This window comes from Streptomyces sp. NPDC098789 (assembly GCF_044759975.1).
GTDB lineage: Bacteria > Actinomycetota > Actinomycetes > Streptomycetales > Streptomycetaceae > Streptomyces.
In genome coordinates this window covers 189,911-209,096 of sequence record NZ_JBIWAJ010000013.1, presented here as the reverse complement: position 1 = coordinate 209,096, position 19,186 = coordinate 189,911, and the positions used below count along the sequence as shown (strand labels likewise).

Genomic DNA, 19,186 nt, shown 5'->3' with positions numbered 1-19,186 from the left:
CCGGGTCCGGCCCCCATCCAGCCCGTCCGGCGTTTGAGGACCGGGTCCGGGCGGAGCCCGGGGAACGGAGGAAGGGCGGGGCGGGGCAGCTCCGCGCAGCGGCACCCCGCCCCGCCCCCGCACCCAGCCCCCGCACCCCGCGCCCAGAACCTGGCCCCCCGGCACGCAGCCCGCAACCCGGACCTCAGGCCGAGGCCGTGACCCCGTCCAGGAACGGCTCCAACGCCGCCCGCCAGGCCCCCGGCTGGTCGTAGTGGAGGTAGTGACCGGCATCGGGGATCTCCGCGTACTGCCCGGCCGGCAGCACCCGCACCATCTCCTGCGCCTCGGCCCGCCCCAACTCCCCGTCCAACCCCCGCACCACCAGCGTCGGGCAGCGGACCTGCGCCAGCTCCTCCCAGTGCGCGTCGTGCACCCACGTCTCCCGGGCGGTGAGCATCTGCCGGCGGGAGAAGAGCGGGCGCCACCCGTCGGACGCCTGGTGCATCACCTCGGCGAAGAAGGCGCCGCGGCCGGGATCGGGCCGCTCCACCCGGGGATCGTCCTCGCCGAACCAACGGCGCGCGGCGTCCTGCGTGGGGAAGGGCAACGGCCAGCGGTGGAACCACTCCTCCCACTCCCGCTGCGAGGCGGCCCCGAGCGCGGAGGCCCGCATGTCGCAGATGACGAGGGCCTCGACGAGGTCGGGGCGGCGGGCGGCGAGCTGCCACGCGGTGAGGGCGCCCATGGAATGGCCGACGAGGGTGACGGGGGCCAGGCCGAGCTGCTCGACCACGGCTTCGGCATCGGCCACGAAGGCCTCGCGGGCGAAGGCGGTCGGGATGTCCGGACCGTTGGCCAGACGCTCGCTCTGGCCGTGTCCGCGTTGATCGAGGGCGACGACGCGGCGCCGCTCGCCGAGCCAGCGGGCGGTTCCGGCCCAGTGGAAGGCCCGGCCCATCAGCCCGTGGAGTAAGAGGACCCCGGAGCCGGACCCCGGGCCGCAGCCTTCGGCCGGGGCACCGGGGGAGGCGGGTTCCCGGAACTCCCAGGCCGCCAGGCGTACGCCGTCGGACCCCGTTACATCGAAGCGCTGTACCACCGCAGATGCACCCCCTTCGCTCCCCACCAGACTATCGAACCCGCATTCGAAGACAGCCTTCTCGACGGCAACACCACTCTTTCGAATGACCTTGCTCAAGGATTGGCCGCCGCTGCCGAGGGGAGATCTTCAACGGGAGGCGGGCCGCTCGGGGAAGACGGTCCGAGGGGATGACCTTGAGAGCTCGGGGCTCCGGGTCAAACAGGGGAGGACCGGTCCCGGCGCCGCGAGGCGCCGGGACCGTCCACACCGCAAGCGTCAGTCCGTACCGGCGGTAGGGACGGTCACCGCTTGGCCACGAACACGTGCGAGGCGACTTCCGCCTCCAGCTCGGCGGCCTCGCCGCCACTGCCGACCAGCACTCCCCCCGGGGACTCGGTGACGCTGACGACCGAGCCGGGCTGCACGCCCGCCCGCCGCAGCGTGTACATGAGCTGGGCGTCCGTCTGGATCGGCTCGCCGATCCGGCGCACGACCACGGTCTTGCCGTCGACGCCCGGGTCCAGCTCCGCCAGGCTCACCATGGTGTCGTCGAGGAAGGGATCGGCCTCGGCCTTCTCGCCCAGCTCCTCCAGCCCCGGGATCGGGTTGCCGTACGGCGACTCGGTCGGGTGGCGCAGCAGCTCCAGCACCCGCCGCTCCACCGCTTCGCTCATCACGTGCTCCCAGCGGCAGGCCTCGGCGTGCACCTGCTCCCATTCGAGCCCGATGACGTCGACGAGGAGACACTCGGCCAACCGGTGCTTGCGCATCACGCGCGTGGCCAGCCGGCGTCCCTCCTCCGTCAGCTCCAGGTGCCGGTCGCTGGCGACGGCCACCAGGCCGTCGCGCTCCATGCGTGCCACCGTTTGGCTGACCGTCGGGCCGCTCTGGTCGAGCCGCTCCGCAATTCGGGCGCGCATGGGGACCACGCCTTCCTCTTCCAGCTCGAGGATGGTGCGGAGATACATCTCCGTGGTATCGATCAGTCCGGACATTCGTGCCCCTCGGGATATCGTGCGCTGGCCCTGCACCCAATTCTGACGCATCGGGCCGACAACCGTTCCGTGCTGGAGGTCAAGGCCCGTCCTGGACCGCTCCCGGGGCTTTCGCCCCTGGATTGACGACGGTATTGACACGCCCTTGGTCCAGACCGCACGGTGAGCGGCGGACACGGACGCACCCCACCTCTGGAAGGGCCCCTCAGCGCATGAGCGAGAGCAAGCTGGCCGGTCAGTTCATCGATGCCGCCATCGGCCTCCTGGAACGGGTGCGGGACGAGGAAGGGTCGAACATCGCCGAGGCCGGCGCCGTGATCGCCGAGGCGGTCGCGGCCGGGAACCGGCTCTTCGCCTTCGGCGCCGGGCACTCCTCCCTCCCCGCCCAGGACGTGGTCTACCGGGCCGGCGGACTCGCCCTGATGAACTTCCTCGCCGTCCCCGGCACCGCCGGGATCGACGTCATGCCCGCGACCCTCGGCAGCGCGCTGGAGCGGGTGGACGGCCTGGCCGGGGCGGTCCTGGACAGCAGCCCGGCCGCGGACGGCGACGTCCTGGTGATCATCTCCCTCTCCGGGCGCAACGCGCTGCCCGTCGAGATGGCGATGAACGCGCGGGCCATCGGGCTCAAGGTGATCGGCGTGACCTCGGTGGCCTACGCGACCGAGACCCGCTCGCGGCACGTCTCGGGCACCTTCCTCAGGGACCACTGCGACATCGTCCTCGACAGCAAGATCGCGGTCGGTGACGCCGAGCTGAGCCTGGCGGGGATCGACGCGCCCTTCGCCCCGGCGTCCACGGTCGTGACCAGCGCGATCATGCAGGCGGTCATGGCCGCCGCGGCGGGTGACCTCGCCGCCCGCGGCGTCGAGCCGCCGCTGCTGCGCTCGGGCAACGTCGACGGCGGGCACGAGTGGAACGGCCGCGTGATGCAGGAGTACGGCGACCGGATCTTCTTCCGCCACTAGGACCTGCCCTCCACCCCTACGCCGCCGACGTCGACAGCGCCAGGTCCGTGGCCACGCGCGAGGCGACCTCTTCGGCGTAGGCGGCGTCCGCGCGGTCGAACGGCGGGCGCGAGGGGCCGCGCAGGAACGTCAGGATCCCCAGGCTCCGGCCCCGGCTGCGCAGGACCACGCACAGCGCGTGCGCCGCGCCCTGGGGCCACCGGCGGGCCGTGAGCCAGCCCTCGGCCGCGGCGCCGCCCGGCGCACTGGCCCGGACCGAGCCGATCCGGTCCAGCGCCTGGAGCGCCGGGTGCCCCGGCTCGTAGCGGACCGGGATCGCCCCCGGCCCCGGTAGCAGCGGGCCCGCGGCGGGCACCGCCCCGGACGGGGACACGGGCGAGCGGACCAGCCGCGCCCCGTCCGCGGCCAGTACGTCGATCAGCGCGTGGTCCGCGAAGCCGGCCAGCGCGAACTCCAGCCGGACCGCCGCCGCCTCCGCCGCCTCCTCGCACTCCCCCGCCGCCCGGCCCGCCCGGTGCAGCTGCTGGGAACGGAAGCGCAGCTGCGCGGTGTCCAGCTCCGCCTGCCGGGCCTCGGTGATGTCCTGGAACAGCCAGCCGACCCCCAGCGGCACCGGCTCCTCCGCGAGCGGCGAGGCCAGGCGCAGGAAGCCACTGCGCCAGCAGCGCCGGCGGACGCCGGCGGCCGTGCGCACGGAGACCCACAGCTCCACGGGCCCGGGCGGCGGCCCCTCGGCCAGGACGTGCTGGAGCGCGCCCTCCAGCTCCTCCACGCCCTGCGCGAGCAGCTCCCCGAGCGGCCGTCCCAGCAAGGCGGTCCGCCCCGATCCGAAGGCGGCGGCCGCCTGCGCGTTGACCACGGCGGGCCGCAGGTCGACGTCGACGAGGACGACCCCCCACGAGGCGTCGTCCATCAGGGCTTCGCTGAGCGCGATGGAGCGTTCCAGGTCGATCTGCGCGTGCACCTCGCTGAAGGCGCAGTACACCCCGGCCGGTTTTCCGTCCGCGCCCGGCACTCCGGCCGACTGGGTCCGTACGAGCACCCGCCCGCCGTCCTTGGTGAGCAGGGCGAACTCGTGCACCTGGCGGCCGGGCACGTCCTGCGCGCCCATCAGCCTGGCCTCGACGTCCTGCGCGTCGGCGGCCCGCGCCGCCCATCCGGCGAATCCGCGCCGCCCCACCGCCTCGGCGGCCGACCAGCCCAGGATCCGCTCGGCCTCGCGGTTCCAGTGGGTGATCACGCCGTCGGCATCGAACGCGCAGAGCGCCGCGTCCATCCCGTCCAGCAGTGCGGCGAGCAGATCGTCAGTGGTCTCGCTACGTCCGGAAGCACTCACCTGGGACCCCCTGCAGGTGTTCGCGTGTGCGGCACGTCAGATCATTGAACTGGAACGTGACGCAGCCCACACCTGATTCCCCGGATTCCCCCCGAATTAAATCGCTTGAGCGTCGTGCGGGGCCGTCCTAGGCTCTGCCGTACACGAGAAGGGAGGTGGTTCCGGAAATGTCTGGCAACCGGACGCGTGAGGTGACTGCGGGCTGACGCCCGCTGTCGTACGCACCCAAGCAGTGCAGTGCCGACAGGTTCGTCGGCGCCAATCCCAAGCAGTCACCCGACCCGCGGGCTCGCCGGTACGTCCGGCCGGCTCCTCTCACTGCAGGAGAGGAACCCGAGCCCGCGGGTCGCCTGCTGTCCCCGTCCGGTCGGGCGGGGACCGCCCTTCAGGGGCAGAGCCGCTCGACGCGCCACTTCTCGCCGTCGCGGACGTACTTCAACCGGTCGTGCAGGCGGTTCTCGTGGCCCTGCCAGAACTCCACCTCCTGCGGCACCACCCGCACCCCGCCCCACTCCGGCGGCACCGGCACCTGCTCCCCCTCCGGGTACCGCTGCGCCAGCTCCGCGTAACGGCGGTCCAGCTCGGCGCGCGAGGAGATCACCCGGGACTGGTCGCTGGCCCAGGCACCCAGCTGCGAGCCGTGCGGGCGCGAGCGGAAGTACGCGGCGGTCTCGTCCCGGCCGATCCGCAGCGCGCTGCCGGTCACCAGGACCTGCCGGGCGATCGGGTGCCACGGGAAGAGCAGGCCCGCGTGCGGGTTCTCGGCCAGCTCCCGGCCCTTGCGCGAGCCGTAGTTGGTGAAGAAGACGAAGCCGCGCTCGTCGAACTGCTTGAGCAGCACCGTGCGGGAGCTGGGCCGCCCGTCGGGGGTGGCGGTCGAGACGACCATCGCGTTCGGCTCGAACAGGCTCGCGTCGGCAGCCTGCCGGAACCACTGCGCGAACTGCTCCATGGGGTCCGCGGCGAGGCCGTCCTCGGCGAGGATCTCCGAGCGGTACTGCATCCGCATGAGGGCGGGGTCAAGATCCTTGTCTGTCACCCCGCCATCCTGCCGCAGGACGTCTTGCGGGGGTGTGCCGTATGTCACGCTTCCGCAGGCCATCCGGAACGGACAAAATCTTGGGGCCGGTCCGCTGGTCCACCCGAGGGTGACCATCGGCCCTGCCGGGCATCAACGGGGATGACCGCGCCGGACCGCGAATCACGCCGGGAGCCGCGCGTGTTCGCATCTATCTGAGGAGCCGCCTGATGTCCGACTTCGTACCCGGGCTCGAAGGGGTCGTCGCGTTCGAGACCGAGATCGCCGAGCCCGACAAGGAGGGCGGATCGCTCCGCTACCGGGGTGTCGACATCGAAGACCTGGTCGGTCACGTGTCCTTCGGGAACGTCTGGGGACTGCTGGTCGACGGTGCGTTCAACCCGGGGCTGCCCGCCGCCGAGCCCTTCCCGATCCCGGTGCACTCCGGGGACATCCGCGTCGACGTGCAGTCCGCGCTCGCGATGCTGGCGCCGGTGTGGGGCCTGAAGCCGCTGCTGGACATCGACGAGCGGACCGCCCGTGACGACCTCGCGCGCGCGGCCGTGATGGCCCTGTCGTACGTCGCCCAGTCCGCCCGCGGCCAGGGCCGGCCGATGGTCCCGCAGAGCGAGATCGACAAGGCCGAGTCCGTCGTCGAACGCTTCATGATCCGCTGGCGGGGCGAGCCCGACCCCAAGCACGTCAAGGCCGTCGACGCGTACTGGACCTCGGCCGCCGAACACGGCATGAACGCCTCCACCTTCACCGCCCGGGTCATCGCGTCCACCGGCGCCGACGTCGCGGCCGCGCTGTCGGGCGCCGTCGGCGCCATGTCCGGGCCGCTGCACGGCGGTGCGCCGTCGCGGGTGCTGGGCATGATCGAGGAGATCGAGCGCAGCGGCGACGCCGTGGCGTACGTGAAGAAGGCCCTGGACAAGGGCGAGCGGCTGATGGGCTTCGGTCACCGCGTCTACCGCGCCGAGGACCCGCGCGCCCGCGTGCTGCGCCGGACGGCCAAGGAGCTGGACGCGCCGCGCTACGAGGTGGCGGCGGCGCTGGAGAAGGCCGCGCTGGAGGAGCTGCACGCGCGGCGCCCCGACCGGGTGCTCGCGACCAACGTGGAGTTCTGGGCGGCGATCATGCTGGACTTCGCGGAGGTCCCGGCGCACATGTTCACCTCGATGTTCACCTGCGCCCGCACCGCCGGATGGTCCGCGCACATCCTGGAGCAGAAGCGCACCGGCCGCCTGGTCCGCCCGTCGGCGCGCTACGTGGGCCCGGGCACCCGGGAGCCCCGGGCCATCGAGGGCTACGCCGACATCGCCCGCTAGCGGGCAGATCGCCCGACCCGCCCCGCCACCGCCCCGGGTCAGTCCCGGGGCGGGCCGAGGGCGGTGTCGAGGATGGCCGCCCACTGCGTGACCACCCGGGCCCGGCGGGCGGTGTCGTCGGTCAGGACGTTCGCCAGGCCCAGCCCGCGCGCCATGTCCAGGAACCCCTGGACGCTCTCGCGCACCCCGGGCACGGACTCGTCGGCGCCCAGCAGCTCCACGGCGATGCGGTGGGTCTCGCGCCCGACCCGCGCCTCCAGTTCGACGACCGGGGGCCGCAGCTGCTCCTCGTTGGAGGCGGCCACCCACAGCTGGAGCGCGGCCCGGAAGAGCGCGCCCGTGTAGAGGTCCACCACGGCGTGGACCACCTCGGCGCGCGGCGCCGGGCCCGCCTGGAACAGCTCGCGCAGGGCGGTGGACCGCTCCTCGGCGACGTACTGGACGGCGGCGGTGAACAGCGCCTCGCGGGTGGGGAAGTGGTGCTGGGCCGCGCCCCTGGAGACGCCCGCCCGTTCGGCGACGACGGCGACGGTGGAGCCGGCCCAGCCGTGCTCGGCCAGGCAGGACACGGCCGCTTCCAGGAGGTGGCGGCGGGTGACCCGGCTGCGGGCCTGCTTGGGTCCCGCGGGCCGGCGCGGACCGCTGTGCTGCGGGTCGGTCAGAACGTCCACGACGGGTCCCGGCGCTCGAAGAGGGCGGTGATGCCCTCGCGGGCCTCCGCGGAGCCGAAGAGGCTCGCGGACAGCGCGGTCAGCCGCTCGCCGTCCCGCTCCAGCGCTGCCCGTACGGGTGCGGTGACCAGTGCCTTCGATGCGGCGAGGCCCTGCGGCGAGGCCCTGCGCAGGCCCGCCAGGACCGGTTCGAGGGCCTGGTCGACGTCATCGGCGTGCAGGGTGAGCAGGCCGATCCGGGCCGCCTCGGCCGGTCCGAAGCGCTCGGCGGTCAGGAAGTAGCGGGCCGCGGCCCGCGGGTCGAGCCGGGGCAGCAGCGGGATCGAGATCACCGCCGGGGCCAGGCCCAGATGGCTCTCGGTGAAGGCGTACGAGGACTGCGGCCCGGCGGCGGCGATGTCGCAGGCCCCGAGCAGCCCGAGGCCACCGGCCCGGACGTGGCCGGTTACCCGGGCCACGACCGGTGTGGGCAGTTCGGCCAGCTCGCGCAGCAGGGCGAGGAAGTCCTCGGGCGCGAAGGGGTTCTTCAGGTCCGCACCGGCGCAGAAGGTGGTGCCGGTGTGGGTGAGGACGATGGCCCGGACCGCCGGGTCCGCACCCGCCGCGGCGAGGGCCGCGCGCAGCTCGCCGACGAGTTCCGCGGAGAGCGCGTTGCGGTTGCCCGGCGAGTCGAGCGTGAGGGTGGTGATGCCGCTGGCGTGCGCGGATCCGACGATCGGGGTCATGTCCGTTCCTCCGGCCGTTCCGTTCTAGTAGGACTTGGGCAGGCCCAGGGTCTGGTGCGAGACGAAGTTGAGGATCATCTCGCGGCTGACGGGTGCGATACGGGCCACCCGGGAGGCGGTGATGAGGGAGGCGAGTCCGTATTCGCGGGTGAGGCCGTTGCCGCCCAGGGTGTGGACGGACTGGTCCACCGCCCGCACGCAGGCCTCGCCGGCAGCGTACTTGGCCATGTTGGCCGCCTCGCCTGCGCCCATGTCGTCGCCGGCGTCGTAGAGGTGGGCGGCCTTCTGCATCATCAGGCGGGCCAGCTCCAGCTCGATGTGGGCGGCCGCCAGGGGGTGGGCGACGGCCTGGTGGGCGCCGATGGGCTCCTTCCACACCTGTCGGGTCTTGGCGTAGTCGACCGCCTTGGCCAGGGCGTAGCGGCCCATGCCGATGGCGAAGGCGGCCGTCATGACGCGTTCGGGGTTGAGTCCGGCGAAGAGCTGGAGCAGGCCCGCGTCCTCGTCGCCGACCAGGGCCCCGGCGGGCAGCCGCACCTCGTCCAGGACCAGTTCGAACTGCTTCTCGGCAGCCTGGAGTTCCATGTCTATGACCGAACGGGTGAAGCCGGGGGTGTCGCGGTCCACGATGAACAGGCAGGGCTTGAGGCGTCCGGTGCGGGCGTCCTCGGTGCGCCCGACGATGAGGGTGGCGTCGACGATGTCCACGCCGGAGATGAAGACCTTGCGCCCGGACAGCACCCAGTCGTCGCCGTCGCGCCGTGCGGTGGTGGTGATGCGGTGGGAGTTGGATCCGGCATCGGGCTCGGTGATCCCGAAGGCCATGGTCCGGCTGCCGTCGGCGAGGCCGGGGAGCCAGGCCCGCTTCTGCTCTTCGGTGCCGAAGCGGGCGATGACCGTGCCGCAGATGGCGGGCGAGACCACCATCATCAGCAGCGGGCAGCCCGCGGCGCCCAGCTCTTCGAGCACGATGGAGAGTTCGGCGATGCCTCCGCCGCCGCCGCCGTACTCCTCGGGGAGGTTGACCCCGAGGTAGCCGAGCTTGGCGGCGTCGGCCCACAGCTCGTCGGGGTGGCCGCCCTCGCGGGCCACCCGGGCGAGGTACTCGCGACCGTAGCGCTGCCCGAGGGCGGCGACGGCCGCGCGCAGGGTCCGGTGTTCTGCTGATTCCACAACGGCGTTGCTCATGCGGGCGGTTCCTCCTGGACGACGGCGAGCAGGGCGCCGAATTCGACCTGGCGGCCGAGGGCGGCGTGGAGCGCGGTGAGCGTGCCGGAGGCGGGCGAGACGATGCGGTGCTCCATCTTCATGGCCTCCAGCCAGAGCAGGGGCTGCCCGGCGGTGACGGCGGAGCCGGTGGCGAGGCCCTCGGCGATCCGTACGACGGTGCCGGGCATGGGGGCGAGCAGGGATCCCGGTTCGGTGCGGTCCTGGGGTTCGGTGAAGCGGGGTCGCCGGGTCAGGGTGTGCGCGCCGAGCGGTGAATCGACGTACACCTCGGGACTGTTCGATTCGTGTTTCACGTGGAACACCCGGTGGACGCCGTCGACTTCGAGGGTGACCGACCCGGGTCCGGCGGCCACGACGCGGACGCCCGGCTGGTCCACGAGCTGCGGGGGCCCGTTGCGGGCCGGACGGTAGCGGACCTCGTACGTCGTCCCGTCCACGGTGTAGCTGCGGCTCTGCGGCTGGGACGGCACGTTGCGCCAGCCGCCGAGCCGGCCGGCGAGCGGAGCTGCGGCGGCGGGGGCGGCCTCCGCGAGGGCGGCGGCGAGGGCCGCCCGAGCGGCGTCCGGGGCCGCCGCGGTGAGCTCGGCGAGGTGGCGTTCGTAGAATCCGGTGTCGAGGCGCGCGGCGGTGAACTCCGGGTGGCGCAGCGAACGCACCAGCAGGTCCCGGTTGGTGGTCAGCCCGTGGATGCGGGCCCGGGCCAGGGCGCGGGTGAGCGCGCGGACGGCTTCGGCGCGGGTGGGGGCGTGGGCGATGACCTTGGCGAGCATCGGGTCGTAGTGCACGCCGACGGTGTCGCCGTCGGCGAAGCCCGTGTCGATCCGGATCCCGTCCCCGGGCACGGACAGGGTGTGCAGGACCCCGGCCTGCGGGCGCCAGTCCCGGGCCGGGTCCTCCGCGTACAGCCGGGCCTCGACGGCGTGGCCCTCGGCCCGCGGCGGGTCCAGGGGCAGCGCCCGGCCTTCGGCGATGCGCAGTTGGAGGGCGACGAGGTCGATGCCGAAGACGGCTTCGGTGACGGGGTGTTCCACCTGGAGGCGGGTGTTCATCTCCAGGAAGTACGGGCGGCCGTCGGCGGTGACGAGGAACTCGACGGTGCCCGCGCCCTGGTAGGACACCGCGCGGGCGGCGGCGACGGCGGCTTCGCGCAAGGTGGCGCGCAGGCTCTCGGGGAGGGCGGGGGCCGGGGCCTCCTCGATGACCTTCTGGTGGCGGCGCTGGAGGGAGCAGTCCCGGGTGCCCAGTGCCCAGACGGTGCCGTGGGCGTCGGCGAGGACCTGTACCTCCACGTGCCGGCCGCGCTCGACGTAGGGCTCCGCGAAGACCTCGCCGTCGCCGAAGGCGGACCGGGCCTCCGCGGCGGCGGCTTCGAGCTCCTCCTTCAGGGAGTCGAGGTCGCGGACGACCCGCATGCCCCGGCCGCCGCCTCCCGCGGCGGCCTTGAGGAGCAGCGGCAGGTCCGCGGTGGTGGCCGCGGCCGGGTCGACCGGGTCGAGCAGGGGGACCCCGGCGGCGCGCATCAGCTCCTTGGCACGGGTCTTGGAGGCCATGGCCTCGATCGCCTCGGGCGGCGGCCCGATCCAGAGCAGCCCGGCGGCGCGCACGGCCCGGGCGAAGTCGGCGTTCTCGGAGAGGAACCCGTACCCGGGGTGTACGGCGTCGGCGCCGGCGGCGAGGGCCGCCCGTACGAGGAGTTCACCGCGCAGGTAGGTCTCGGCGGGGGCGGCCCCGGGCAGCCGGACGGCCGCGTCGGCCTCCCGCACGTGCAGGGCCCCGGCGTCGGGGTCGGCGTACACGGCGACGGTGTCGAGGCCCAGGGCGCGGGCGGTGCGGAAGATCCGCACGGCGATCTCCCCGCGGTTGGCGACGAGCAGCGAGCCGATCGTCTTGGGCGCCGCGAGGTCGGCGGCCGCGTGGTCGGACGCGGTGGGCTCGGGTGAGGTGGTCATGTGGGGGCTCACATCCGGAAGATGCCGAAGCCGCCACGGGCGCCCTCGACGGGGGCGTTGTGGACGGCCGAGAGGCACAGGCCGAGGATGGTGCGGGTGTCGCGCGGGTCGATGACCCCGTCGTCGTACAGCCGCCCGGACAGGAACATCGGCAGGGACTCCGACTCGATCTGCTGCTCCACGAAGGCCCGCATCCCGGCGTCGGCCTCGTCGTCGTACGGCTGCCCCTTCGCGGCGGCCGAGGCGCGCGCGACGATCGACAGCACGCCCGCGAGCTGCTGCGGTCCCATCACCGCGGACTTCGCGCTGGGCCAGGCGAAGAGGAAGCGGGGGTCGTAGGCCCGCCCGCACATGCCGTAGTGCCCCGCGCCGTAGGAGGCGCCGATGAGGACCGACAGGTGCGGGACCTTCGAGTTGGACACCGCGTTGATCATCATCGAGCCGTGCTTGATGATCCCGCCCTGCTCGTACTCCTTGCCGACCATGTAGCCGGTGGTGTTGTGCAGGAAGAGGAGCGGGATGTCGCGCTGGTTGGCGAGCTGGATGAACTGGGCGGCCTTCTGCGACTCGGCGCTGAACAACACGCCCTGGGCGTTGGCGAGGATGCCGATCGGGTAGCCGTGCAGGCTCGCCCAGCCGGTGACCAGGCTGGTCCCGTACAGCGGTTTGAACTCGTCGAAGTCGGAGCCGTCGACCAGCCGGGCGATGACCTCGCGCGGGTCGAAGGGGGTCTTGAGGTCGGACGGCACGATGCCGAGCAGGTCCTCGGCGTCGTACAGCGGTTCCTGCGCCGCCGGCGGCTCCGGCCGCGCCTTGCGGTGATTGAGGCGGGCCACGATCCGTCGGGCCCGGCGGATCGCGTCCTCCTCGTCGACGGCGTAGTAGTCGGCGAGGCCCGAGGTGCGGGCGTGCATGTCGGCGCCGCCGAGGGACTCGTCGTCGCTCTCCTCGCCGGTCGCCATCTTGACCAGCGGCGGGCCGCCGAGGAAGACCTTCGACCGGTCCTTGATCATCACGGTGTGGTCGGACATCCCCGGGATGTAGGCCCCGCCCGCCGTGGAGTTGCCGAAGACGACGGCCACGGTGGGGATCCCCTCGGCGGAGAGCCGGGTGATGTCCCGGAAGATCGCCCCGCCGGGGATGAAGATCTCCTTCTGGGACGGGAGGTCGGCGCCGCCGGACTCGACCAGGCTGATGCAGGGCAGCCGGTTGGCGCGCGCGATCTCGTTGGCCCGCAGCGCCTTCTTCAGGGTCCACGGGTTGGAGGCACCGCCGCGCACCGTCGGGTCGTTGGCGGTGACCAGGCATTCGACGCCCTCGACCACACCGATCCCGGTCACCATCGAGGCACCCACCGGGTAGTCGCTGCCCCAGGCCGCGAGCGGGGACAGCTCCAGGAACGGGGTGTCCGGGTCGAGGAGCAGCTCGATCCGCTCCCGGGCGAGCAGCTTGCCGCGCGCCCGGTGCCGGGCCGTGTACTTCTCGCCGCCGCCCGCGAGCGCCTTGGCGTGCTCGGTGTCGAGGGCCTCGATGCGTTCCAGGGCGGCGGCCCGGTGGGCCAGGTGGTCGGGGTCGCGGGTGTCGACGCTGGTGCCGAGCCGGGTCATGGGCGGCTCACCTCCGAAGGGGGTGCGAGAGGGGGGAGAAGGCTGACGGGGACGTCCAGGTGGCGGGCGCGCAGCCATTCGCCGAGCGCCTTGGCCTGCGGGTCGAAGCGGTGCCCGGAGGCGACGCCGTCGCCGAGGATGCCGGTGACGACGAAGTTCAGCGCGCGCAGGTTCGGCAGGTCGTGCCGGGTGACCGGCAGGGTGCGGGTCTCGGGGAGCAGCTCCCGGAACAGGTCGACGGTGAGGGTGCTCCGCAACCAGTCCCAGGCGTCCGCGCTCTGCGCCCAGACGCCGACGTTCGCGTCCCCTCCCTTGTCCCCGCTGCGGGCCCCGGCCACCAGCCCGAGGGGCGCGCGGCGGGTGGCGACCCGCCCCGCGGGGGTTCCCGGGGGAGCCGGGTCGGGCGGGGCAGGCAGTGGCGGCAGCGGGGAGGCCGGCGGCGCCGCGGGGCCGGGCGCCGGGATGGCCAGGCGGCTGCCGTCCGGGAGGACCGCGATGTGGGGGACGGTGGCCGCGGGCAGCTGCCCGGAGCTGAACACCCCGTACGGCTGGGCCGGTCCGGGCGGGGCCGTCACGTGGAACCCCGGGTAGCTGCCGAGGGCCAGCTCGATCGCCGCCGAGGTCAGGGCCCGCCCGACCCGGTCGGCCGAGGGGTCCCGGACCACCAGCCGCAGCATCGCGCTCGCCGCTTCCTGGGTCGGCGCGTCCGCGTGATCGGTACGGGCGAGGGTCCAGCCGACGTCGGCCACGCCCTCCAGCACCCCGGCCAGCTGCGCGCGTACGAGCGCCGCCTTCGCCTCGATGTCGAGGCCGGTCAGGACGAAGACCACCTCGTTGCGCCAGCCCCCGATCCGGGTGACGCCGGTCTTCAGGGTCGCCGGCGGTGCCTCGCCCCGCACCCCGCTGATCCTGACCCGGTCCGGGCCCACCTCGCGCAGCCGCACGGTGTCGAGGCGGGCCGTCACGTCGGGGCCGAGGTAGCGGGCGCCCTGGGTCTCGTAGAGCAGCTGCGCGGTGACGGTGCCGGTGGTCACCGCGCCGCCCGTGCCCGGGTGTTTGGTGAGCGTGCAGGAGCCGTCCGACTCGATCTCGGCGAGCGGGAAACCGGGGCGGGCCATGGCCGCGTGGCGGGTGAAGAAGGAGTAGTTGCCGCCGGTCGCCTGGGTCCCGCACTCCAGGACGTGCCCGGCGACCACCGCTCCCGCCAGCCGGTCGTGGTCCCCCGGCGACCAGTCGAACCACCAGGCGGCGGGGCCGCTGACGAGCGCCGCGTCGGTCACCCGGCCGGTGACGACGACGTCCGCGCCCGCCCGCAGGCAGGCCGCGATCCCGGCGCCGCCGAGGTAGGCGTTCGCGGTCAGCACCCCTTCGGCGTAGGGCATCACGTCATCGCCCTCGACGTGCGCGACGCGCACCGGCACGCCGGTCTTCGCGGCCAGTTCGCGCACGGCGTCCGCGAGGCCGGCCGGGTTGAGGCCGCCCGCGTTGGCGACGATCCGCACGCCCCGCTCGTGCGCGAGGCCGAGGCCCTCCTCCAACTGGCGCAGGAAGGTCTTCGCATAGCCGAGGCCCGGGTCCCTGAGCCGGTCGCGGCCGAGGATCAGCATGGTCAGCTCGGCGAGGTAGTCCCCGGTCAGGACGTCCAGCTCACCGCCGGTCAGCATCTCGCGCACCGCCGAGAACCGGTCGCCGTAGAAGCCGGACGCGTTGCCGATGCGCAGGGCGCGCCGCGCGCCGCTCACGCGAGGCCGCCGCCCGGCTCGCGGCCGGGACCGGCCGGGCCCGCGAAGGCCTGCGCGATGTCGAGCCACCGCTCGGCGTCGGCGCCCAGCGCCCGTACGTCGAGGTCGGCGCGGTGCGCCCGCTGGGTCACCAGCAGGCAGAAGTCGAGCGCGGAACCGGTGACGCGCTGCGGGGCGTCCGGAGGGCCGTACGTCCATGCGCCCGCCCCGTCGGGGGCGGTCAGCTCCACCCGGAACTCCTCGGTGGGAGCGGGCAGTCCGCGCACCGCGAAGGCGTAGTCGCGGGCCCGCACGCCGATCCGGGCGACGTGCCGCAGCCGGTCGGTGGGCGTGCGGCGCGCCCCGAGCGCGTCGGCGACGTCCTGGCCGTGCGCCCAGGTCTCCATCAGCCGGGCGCTGGCCATCGAGGCGGCCTTCATGGGCGGCCCGTACCAGGGGAAGCGCGTGTCGGGCGAGGCCGCGGCGAGCGCCCGGTCCAGGGCGGCGCGCCCGGCCCGCCAGGTGCTCAGCAGCTCCGCGGGCGCGAGCGCGGCCCCTTCGGCCGCGCCGTCGTCGACGAACCGGTCCGGTGCGGCGAAGGCGGCCGCGACCATCTCCGCGAAACCGTCGGCGTCGGTGAGCGCCAGCAGCGCCGCCCGGTCGGTCCACGCCAGGTGGGCGATCTGGTGGGCGATGCTCCAGCCGGCGGCGGGGGTGGCCGCGGCCCAGCCGGGGTCGGACAGCTCGGCGACGAGGAGGTCCAGCTCACGGCCCTCCTCGCGGAGATCGACGTACACCGCTGCTGCGGCGTGTTCGGTGGCGGCGGACGACGGCTCGGGCACGGTGCGCTCCCTCGGGACCCCAGGACACGGCTGTGGGGGAAGCGTGGCAGCGCACGACAAAACAATCAAGCATGCTTGCATTATTTGTCCGGAGCACGCCCCCTTCAGGAACGGAAGGTGACCGCAGGGGAGTTGACGCCCTCCAGGGCGTCCAAGCGGCGCAGGCACTGCCGCCGCTGCACCACCGACAGGCCCGCCACCGCACCGCCCAGCAGGAGCCAGCCGGCCGGTCCCGCCGCCATGACCGCACCGGTGAGCAGGAGCGGCCCGGCGGACTTCTGGATGGACTGGGCCATGCCGGCCACGCCCAGGTAGGCCGCCCTGGACTCCGGCGGGGCGAGGGAGACGGCCAGCTCCCAGGAGCTGACCGAACGGATCAACTCGGCCGCGGTGACCAGCATCGCGGCGGCGAGCAGGGCGAGCGAGGCGCTCCACGCCCCGCCGCCGGTGGCGGTCGCCAGCACGACGCAGCAGCCGAGCAGGGTGGCGCCGTAGAGGAGCGCCACCCCGGCGGCCCGGCGCGGCCCCCGCACCCGGGCCGACACGTGCAGTTGGAGGATGACGACGAGCACGGTGTTGATCGCCAGGAAGGCCGGGACCACGGCGTGCGGCGCCGAGGTGTGGTCCACCAGCCACAGCGGCAGGCCGACGTTCAGGATCGAGTCGTCGAGGCTCATCGGGATGTCCAGCAGGACGAACCGCAGATAGCCGCGATCGCGCCACGGACTGGCGGGGGCGGCCGGCTCGGCGCCCTCGGCGCCCTCGACGCCCTTGGACCGGGCCACGACGTGGGCGCGGGCCCGGGGCTCGCGGGTGCGCCGCACGAGGGCGGCGGCCAGGACGAACGACAGCGCGTTGGCGAGGATCAGGGCGGCGTACGCCCCGCGCGTCCCGACGGCGAGGCCGAGCGCCGCGATCCCCGCGCCCACCGCGTACCCGGCGTTCGCCGCGCTGCGCGAGAGGGCCTGGTACTCCGCGCGCCGCTCGCCCGCGACGCGCGTGGCGAAGAGCATCTCCAGCGTCTTGGCCGCCCGGTCGCCCAGGTAGGTGACCGCGACGACGACCAACAGCACGTCGAAACGCGTGCACACCAGCATCAGACACAGGGTCGCCAACCGCAGGAGGTGGCACCCGATCAGCAGCGCCCGTACGGAGAAGCGCCCGGCCAGCCGTCCCGCCAACGGCGACCCGGCGATCCCCGCCACCCCGGCCACCCCCAGCAGCAGGCCGAGCTGCCGGCCGTCGAAGCCGACGACGAACGTGAAGTACAGGACCGAGGAGGCGGCCCAGACCCCCGACCCGGTGCGGTCCAACAACTGGGCGAACAGCATGATCCGCGCGTCCCGCCCACCCGGCGGCCGACGCAACCGCGACCACAGCCCGGCTCGGGGATCGTCCCCTGACTCGGCCCCCATCGCACGCCCTCCACTCACCCCGAAAGTCTCTCGACATCAAGAGACCCGACGCCCGCAGCCTGCCGGACACCTATCTCGACGTCAAGATACTTTCGCGGGGTGGGGGTGAGTGTGGGGGTGGGGGGCTGGGGGTGGGGCGGTGGTGGGCGCGGCTTCGCCGCGGTGGGCGGGTGCTTCGGCGGGGCGGGGTCGGTGGGGTTCCGGGGGCTGCCCGTCAGTTCAACTGTCTCTCCGTGGGGCCGTGACCTGTCAAGGGCGCTCCCTGCGGTCGCGTCGCTGCGCGATGGCCTACGGCCACCCTTGACAGCCCCCGTCCCCACGGAAAGCCAAGAACTGTCGGGCGGCCCCCGGGGGAAGGCAGGGGGGACCTGATCCTGTGCGACTGGATTCCGGACAATGAGGCAGCGGCCCTGAGTACGGCCTTGCCGCGCCCTCCGGGCGAACAGCAACAGACGACAAGCCACAAGCGACAAGCCACAAGAACGCCCTCAGATCGCTACGCGCTTCTCCGAGAGAAGCGTCAGCGGGCTGATTTGGGCTGGTGGGGGGGGTGGTGAGTGGTGCGGGAGGGTGGATGCTCGGCCCCACCGAGCAGGAGTCGGGTCAGGAGGCGGTGGGGACTCCATACCCCTCCAATATGCCCCTTTTGTTGGCATTTGGAGCCCTCGTGTGAGGGGTGGACGGCTTCAGACCCGCCCATTACTCGGCCTCGCCGAGTAACCACCCCGAGCAGCCCCCGGCAGGCACCCAACAGCCCTCATCGGCCCCCCACCAACCCCCACCAGCCCCTATGCAGCCCCCACCAACCTCCACCAGCCCTCACCAGCCCACAACACCCCGCAGACGCTTCTCTCGGAGAAGCGCGTAGCGATCTGAGCGCGTGCTTGTCGCTTGTCGCTTGTCGTCTGTTGCTGTTCGCCCGGAGGGCGCGGCAGGGCCGCACTCGGAGCCTCCGGCCCATGCGCCCATAACTGGGCCGTGGAGGATCCGGTCCCCCATGCCTTCCCCCGGGGGCCGCCCGACAGTTCTTGGCTTTCCGTGACGGGGTGGCCTGTCAAGGGTGGCCGTAGGCCATCGCGCAGCGACGCGACGAAGGAGCGCCCTTGACAGGTCGCCCCGGCGCGGAGAGACAGTTGAACTGACGGGCAGCCCCCGGAACCCCACCGACCCCGCCCCACCCGAAGCACCCGCCCACCACGACAAAGCCGCGCACACCCCGACCCCGCCCACCCGAAGCACCCGCCCACCACAGCAAAGCCGCCCCCACCCCGACCCCGCCCCCCCAGCCAAAGGCGATCGCGGCGGAGCCGCGTTATCCCCGCTTGCGGGCCGTTTGGGCGCGGACCGCGCCCATGCTCGCCGCGATCACCAGGGCGATCGCGAGGGCGTCCAGTGCGGAGAGGGCCTGGTGCAGGATCAGGAAGCCCGCGGTCGCGGCGATGGCCGGCTCCAGGCTCATCAGGATCGCGAAGGTGGGCGCCGGCAGGCGCCGTAGGGCCAGCATCTCCAGCGTGTACGGCAGCACCGAGGACATCACCGCGACCCCGACGCCGAGCGCCAGCGTGCTGGGGACGAGCAGGGCCGGGCCCGCCTCGATGATGCCGAGCGGCAGCGACAGCACCGCCGCGACCGCCATCGCCAGGGCGAGGCCGTCGGCCTGCGGGAAGCGGCGGCCCGTACGGGCGCTGAAGACGATGTACGCCGCCCACATCGCGCCCGCGCCCAGCGCGAACGCGGCCCCGACGAGGTCGAGCGAGCCGAAGCCGCCGCCCCCGCCGTGGCCGGAGAGCAGCACGATGCCCGCGAGGGCCAGCCCCGCCCACAGCAGGTTCACCAACCGCCGCGAGACGATCACGGACAGCGCGAGCGGCCCGAGCACCTCCAGGGTGACGGCCGGGCCGAGCGGGATCCGGTCCACCGCCTGGTAGAACAGCCCGTTCATGGCCGCCATCGTGATCCCGAAGACCACCACCGTGGTCCAGTCGGCGCGCGCGTACCCGCGCACCTTGGGCCGGCAGATCAGCAGCAGCACGATCGCGGCGGCCGCCAGTCGCAGCGTGACCACGCCCGCCGCGCCCGCGCGCGGCATGATCATGACCGCCAGGGCCGCTCCGAACTGCACCGAGAGCCCGGCCGAGACGACCAGCGCGACCGGCCCGAACCGGCTCGTACCGCCCGCGGGCGCGGGCGTCGAGGGGGTGGCGGAGGCGGCGGGCGTCGAGGATGCGGAGGGGGCCGGGGCGGGCGCGGGGGAAGGTGCGGACATCTCTCCAGGCTAAGGGGTTGGTAAGGAGTCTGGCTCTATGTGTTTCCTT

The 19,186-nt window shown here is 73.6% G+C and carries 15 protein-coding genes; 2 read left to right on the top strand and 13 right to left on the bottom strand.

The window, feature by feature from the left end; genetic code table 11:
• Positions 1 to 184: 184 nt before the first annotated feature.
• Both ACIQWR_RS25600 and ACIQWR_RS25595 read right to left on the bottom strand, forming a co-directional pair.
• Positions 185 to 1,081, bottom strand: a complete 897-nt coding sequence (locus ACIQWR_RS25600; protein WP_404013712.1) for an alpha/beta fold hydrolase — start codon at positions 1,079 to 1,081, stop codon at positions 185 to 187.
• A 284-nt stretch (positions 1,082 to 1,365) separates the two neighbouring features.
• Positions 1,366 to 2,058 carry a metal-dependent transcriptional regulator gene (locus tag ACIQWR_RS25595; protein ID WP_404013709.1) on the bottom strand — a complete coding sequence of 231 codons (693 nt, stop codon included), beginning with the start codon at positions 2,056 to 2,058 and terminating at the stop codon, positions 1,366 to 1,368.
• A gap of 212 nt (positions 2,059 to 2,270) precedes the next feature.
• On the opposite strand from ACIQWR_RS25595, the gene ACIQWR_RS25590 reads away from it, so the two are divergent.
• A complete protein-coding gene (locus ACIQWR_RS25590) occupies positions 2,271 to 3,026 on the top strand; it encodes an SIS domain-containing protein (RefSeq protein WP_404013706.1) in 756 nt (251 codons plus the stop codon).
• Between the two features lie 16 nt (positions 3,027 to 3,042).
• On the opposite strand, the gene ACIQWR_RS25585 is transcribed toward ACIQWR_RS25590, so the two are convergent.
• Positions 3,043 to 4,362: a PAS domain-containing protein gene (locus ACIQWR_RS25585; RefSeq protein WP_404013703.1), complete on the bottom strand. Its 1,320-nt coding sequence runs from the start codon at positions 4,360 to 4,362 to the stop codon at positions 3,043 to 3,045.
• Positions 4,363 to 4,747: 385 nt separating this feature from the next.
• Positions 4,748 to 5,371 carry a pyridoxamine 5'-phosphate oxidase gene (gene pdxH, locus ACIQWR_RS25580; RefSeq protein WP_404013890.1) on the bottom strand — a complete coding sequence of 208 codons (624 nt, stop codon included), beginning with the start codon at positions 5,369 to 5,371 and terminating at the stop codon, positions 4,748 to 4,750.
• Between the two features lie 239 nt (positions 5,372 to 5,610).
• On the opposite strand from pdxH, the gene ACIQWR_RS25575 reads away from it, so the two are divergent.
• Positions 5,611 to 6,711 (top strand): citrate synthase 2, encoded by a 1,101-nt coding sequence (locus ACIQWR_RS25575; protein WP_404013701.1) that lies wholly within the window; start codon positions 5,611 to 5,613, stop codon positions 6,709 to 6,711.
• A gap of 38 nt (positions 6,712 to 6,749) precedes the next feature.
• Here ACIQWR_RS25575 and ACIQWR_RS25570 read toward each other — a convergent pair whose 3' ends face one another.
• The 9 genes from ACIQWR_RS25570 to ACIQWR_RS25530 form a co-directional block, all read right to left on the bottom strand.
• Positions 6,750 to 7,382 carry a TetR/AcrR family transcriptional regulator gene (locus ACIQWR_RS25570; RefSeq protein WP_399268810.1) on the bottom strand — a complete coding sequence of 211 codons (633 nt, stop codon included), beginning with the start codon at positions 7,380 to 7,382 and terminating at the stop codon, positions 6,750 to 6,752.
• A complete protein-coding gene (locus ACIQWR_RS25565) occupies positions 7,370 to 8,107 on the bottom strand; it encodes an enoyl-CoA hydratase family protein (RefSeq protein ID WP_404013699.1) in 738 nt (245 codons plus the stop codon). The genes ACIQWR_RS25570 and ACIQWR_RS25565 overlap by 13 nt, the downstream gene beginning before the upstream one ends.
• 24 nt (positions 8,108 to 8,131) lie before the next feature.
• Positions 8,132 to 9,295: an acyl-CoA dehydrogenase family protein gene (locus tag ACIQWR_RS25560; protein WP_404013697.1), complete on the bottom strand. Its 1,164-nt coding sequence runs from the start codon at positions 9,293 to 9,295 to the stop codon at positions 8,132 to 8,134.
• Complete coding sequence (locus ACIQWR_RS25555; RefSeq protein ID WP_404013695.1) at positions 9,292 to 11,286, bottom strand: biotin carboxylase N-terminal domain-containing protein; 1,995 nt, start codon at positions 11,284 to 11,286, stop codon at positions 9,292 to 9,294. Before ACIQWR_RS25555 ends, ACIQWR_RS25560 begins: the two co-directional genes overlap by 4 nt.
• A gap of 8 nt (positions 11,287 to 11,294) precedes the next feature.
• Entirely contained in the window at positions 11,295 to 12,893 is a 1,599-nt protein-coding gene (locus ACIQWR_RS25550) for an acyl-CoA carboxylase subunit beta (protein ID WP_404013692.1), read from the bottom strand.
• Positions 12,890 to 14,635, bottom strand: coding sequence for an acyclic terpene utilization AtuA family protein (locus ACIQWR_RS25545; RefSeq protein ID WP_404013689.1), 1,746 nt, complete (start codon positions 14,633 to 14,635; stop codon positions 12,890 to 12,892). Before ACIQWR_RS25545 ends, ACIQWR_RS25550 begins: the two co-directional genes overlap by 4 nt.
• Positions 14,632 to 15,456: a TIGR03084 family metal-binding protein gene (locus tag ACIQWR_RS25540; RefSeq protein ID WP_404013686.1), complete on the bottom strand. Its 825-nt coding sequence runs from the start codon at positions 15,454 to 15,456 to the stop codon at positions 14,632 to 14,634. The genes ACIQWR_RS25545 and ACIQWR_RS25540 overlap by 4 nt, the downstream gene beginning before the upstream one ends.
• 104 nt (positions 15,457 to 15,560) lie before the next feature.
• Positions 15,561 to 16,871 carry an MFS transporter gene (locus ACIQWR_RS25535; RefSeq protein WP_404013684.1) on the bottom strand — a complete coding sequence of 437 codons (1,311 nt, stop codon included), beginning with the start codon at positions 16,869 to 16,871 and terminating at the stop codon, positions 15,561 to 15,563.
• 1,312 nt (positions 16,872 to 18,183) lie between these two features.
• The gene (locus ACIQWR_RS25530; protein ID WP_404013682.1) at positions 18,184 to 19,137 is read right to left on the bottom strand and encodes an EamA family transporter; all 954 of its coding nucleotides are present in this window, start codon (positions 19,135 to 19,137) and stop codon (positions 18,184 to 18,186) included.
• Positions 19,138 to 19,186 lie beyond the last annotated feature (49 nt).